The sequence below is a fragment of the Gluconobacter sp. P1D12_c genome (genome assembly GCF_018812105.1).
Lineage (GTDB): Bacteria > Pseudomonadota > Alphaproteobacteria > Acetobacterales > Acetobacteraceae > Gluconobacter > Gluconobacter oxydans_A.
Window position 1 is genome coordinate 1 of the sequence record NZ_JACSIQ010000046.1, and the last position, 3,810, is coordinate 3,810.

A 3,810-nucleotide genomic window follows, 5' to 3' on the forward strand; every position below is an offset into this window, starting at 1 on the left:
GCAGTCTGGACTTCGGCAATATCGATGTGAAAAAAGCCGATGGGATAGCGTTTGAAGCGCTGGCGTTTGAGCCTGTCTCCYTCGATGTCCGGCAACCGGGATATCCCGTGACGCTGAAAGCAGCGATGCAGGGCCGAACGTGTCAGATGRGGAATGCTGGCCTGCAGGGCATAAAGGCAGTCATCCAGCGGCAGCAACGTATGCCGGCGAAACGCCACGATCATCGCTTCGTCCGTCTCGGACAGAACCGTGGATCGCGGCTCTTTGGGACCTGTCTTCTGATCCTCGACAGTCTGGCGCTTTCGCCATTTTGCAACTGTTTTCGGGTTGACCCCGAACTCCTTGCTCAGCGACGCGAGCGAAGCCTGCGATCGCTGTAGTGCTGCTCACACGGCGTGCGTGGTCGTGGCGCTCCCATGACGTATCTGTCCCATAAGACTTCCTTCCACGCTCGTGAAAATACCACACCATTAAACCCCGGACCTAAACACCTAAGTGACGATGTGTTGTGAGTAAAACCTTGCCTCATAGTTGAAATTTCGTTAGGCGCTTCATATTTTTTGGCACTTAACCTTGGAACCCCGTGCAAGTAGCTGCTGTAGATGGAGCCTGAGTTTGTAGACAATGTCGCGATTATTTCTTTTAAAAATAGCTGTTTTGTTTAGCGTATTGTGCACCATGCATTTCAGAATGCAAGACAGCTACGAGTGTACAGGGTATTACGAGTTCGGAGCGCTCGTGACTCTTCTGGTATGTATTATCTATTTCGTTGTATGGCGGATATTGTGTAATAGTCAAAATAAATCTGTGTTTTATCAATCGATACACTCGCAACAAACCAAGGAATAATACTATATATTTAAGGTATTAATCCTTGTGAGGATTTCTCAAGATTGATTTCCATCGCCGGTATTTAAAAATTGCATTATGCAATCAATGACAGGGATTATATAAAGCATTTTTCCCAGACCTATAAACTATTCCATTAACTTTCAGTCCTTGGTGAAACCATAAAACATCCTATATAGACAAAAAAAGATATGTCGTTAAAAAATATTCAGTTCTGTTTTGATGCTCAATTCCAAAAAAAACATTTTTAGACATCGCAGTTTGATCTGCTGTTGCCCCCGGGGGCGAGCCATATTCAGCGACGAAACCGTACGCAACATCAACATATTGGGATAGGGGCTTCTGATCAGGTCCTCTCAAGAGCGCACAAAGACTATAAAATCCTCTGATCTGAACTCTGCGGACGATCTCACACTTTACCAAATATTGCCAAATCCGGGAAAGCATCATGCGCCTCATTCTCGCTTCACTAACTGCGGTATTTCTCACAGGGTGCGCTTGCACTTCACACGAGCCGCAACCCAATGAGACAGCAGCCTGCATGAATTACAGAACCATGATGAGCGCACCAATGCCGCCAGACGCTATGCAGCGGCTGCAGGAGAAATGTGAGGCTTCACGCCGATAATGTGTAGATTTTGAAAAGTCCTCTGGCCTGTCCTGTGTGATTCCATTTGTCCGGTTTTGGTTGAGGGAATGGCGCTATGAAGCAGGCTGGTTTCTTTGACGTTGAAGAGCGGCTTGCCCGACTGAGCGGGCTTGGCGATCAGTTCGAAGCATTTTCCCGGACTGTGGATTTTGAGGTGTTCCGCCCTGATCTGTAGCAGGCTCTGGCCTATTCAGATGGAAGCAAGGGCGGACGACCGCCATTTGATCCGGTGTTGATGTTCAGGATCCTGGTGATCCAGACGTTGAACAATTTGTCTGATGAACGGACGGAATATCTGATCAACGACCGCCTGTCGTTCATGCGCTTCCTCGGCCTGGGGCTTTCAGATCGTGTTCCTGATGCCAAAACGGCCTGGCTGCTCCTTGAACGCCTGACGCAGGTGGGAGCGATCGAGGGTCTGTTCAATCGCTTTGACACTATTTTTTCCYGAAGRCTGGCAGGACAAGYCGKCAAAGCTGTCGCACAAGGATCTCCATGCACGATGGACACTAAAGTTCACGAAGGCAAAGCGGCGGGATGACGGGACGATCGCGTCAACGGATCTCGCTATCCCGTTCTTTGGCTATAAATCGCAGATATCGATAGCGGGGCCGGGTTTGATGCCATGGAGAAAGTCGGAGATGCACAGGCTTCGGAGACGTGCTTGTGGATCAGGCCGGTTCGGGGCTGAAGTCCCTGAGAGATCCGCCGATCGTCTCGTCTTTTGTGAAGCATGAACCCGTTCCGGCCGCGCTGACGGGGCAAGAGTAACATGATTGTGGCGCCTGCTTTGAGTGAAGTTGATTTGCCACGAATGACACATCTGACTGTGACCGTAGCGTTGGTTCCCTCACCAGAAAGGACCGACCATGACATTCCGTACCATTGGTATTGATCTGGCCATTCGCGGAGATCACCTCGCTCAGATCTATGACGATGGCCGCCCTAATGGCCGTGCAATTCGTTTCAGGCACGATCAGCCTTCACTCGCCGCTTTTGTTCAGACAGCCATGATGGGGCTGAGGGCGGATGACCACATTCAGGCCATCATGGAGCCAACCGGCATGAGCTGGTTTCCTGTCGCCCACCATCTTGTAGATGCTGGCGTCACCGTGGCTCGCGTCAAGGGAAAACGGGTCAAAGCTCTACGCCGTTGCCTTTCCGAACACGCACTTTATCTTGCTGCTGATACGGCACGAAAAACAGATCCTGAACTGGCGGAACTTTATTGGAGACTGATGACGCTGAAAGGTCATCATCACAAACAGGCTTTATGTGCCGTTGCCAATCGTATTGTGAACCGGATCTTCAGCGTTCTCAAACGAGGAAAGCCTTACGAAGTGCGCGACAGGGAGGGAAACAGCCTCACCCTGTGTGGAGCAAAAGCCATCATTTTGGAGCGCTATACTGTCGGAGAAAACATCAGAGCAGGACGTCGTTCCAATAGGATCGAAAAGAACTCCTGAAACCGGAAAAATTGCTTGCGCTCTCGGTACAAGATCACATTTCCATCGACCGAAAGTTTCGGCTGTTTCCTAAATGAAAGACGATCGATCCAGCGGCCAGCGATGGCACCAGACTACGCGAGGGCCTGCTGGATGAGACCAATATGCCCTCAACGATGTGGGCCGACACGGCGTATCGCTCAAAAGCCAACAAAGACTTTATGGAAAAGCAGGGCTTTGTCTCAAAGGTTCACAGGAAAAAGCCGCATCTTAAACCGATGCCCCGGCGTATCCAGCAGTACAAGGCAGGGAAATCGGTGATCCGATCACGCGTCGAGCATGTCTTTGCGGATCAGAAATCGCAGACAGGGCTGTTCGTCCGAACCGTCGGTATCACCCGAGCCACCATGAGGATCGGCCTGGCCAATATTGTCTACAACCCGCGCCGCGTCCTCTTCCTGGAGCGGATCAACGCGAGCGCGTAGTCATCCAGAGGGGGACAATACCCGATCTGCTCAACACGTAGACCGGATGCCATCGCAGAAACCGTTAATCAAATCGCCAAAACCCAGAAATTACCGGACAAGCACATCAATTAAAGGGTCTTCGATCCCTCCAGGTGATGGAACATGCTAATTTCTCTGTTTTTCAAGGAATATTTTTCTACTTGAGCGGATTATTTCTTTAGAAAACCAAGAATTACGATCTTATGGAGTTGTCCTATCTCTTCCATTCGTTGGGAAGGAGATAACCTTTATGTCCGATGTCCATTTTGTCGAAATGGTCTTTTAGCACTGCCTCTTGCGTTGAATGGGATAGCATAGAAAATCCGGACGCTTCAAAGCTACTTTTCTCACGAAGATAAGC

General features: G+C 49.9%; 1 protein-coding gene and 3 pseudogenes. 3 read left to right on the forward strand and 1 reads right to left on the reverse strand.

The annotated features are described in order from the left end of the window. Positions 1-350, reverse strand: a pseudogene (locus KP705_RS15310) (IS481 family transposase); the annotation flags it as partial. A gap of 1,203 nt (positions 351-1,553) precedes the next feature. Here KP705_RS15310 and KP705_RS15315 point away from each other — a divergent pair. The 3 genes and pseudogenes from KP705_RS15315 to KP705_RS15325 form a co-directional block, all read left to right on the forward strand. Then, positions 1,554-2,103: pseudogene (locus KP705_RS15315) on the forward strand (transposase); the annotation flags it as partial. A gap of 264 nt (positions 2,104-2,367) precedes the next feature. Continuing rightward, positions 2,368-2,964 carry a transposase gene (locus tag KP705_RS15320; protein WP_015074842.1) on the forward strand — a complete coding sequence of 199 codons (597 nt, stop codon included), beginning with the start codon at positions 2,368-2,370 and terminating at the stop codon, positions 2,962-2,964. A 29-nt stretch (positions 2,965-2,993) separates the two neighbouring features. Next, positions 2,994-3,428 (forward strand): annotated as a pseudogene (locus KP705_RS15325) (transposase); the annotation flags it as partial. Positions 3,429-3,810: the final 382 nt, after the last annotated feature.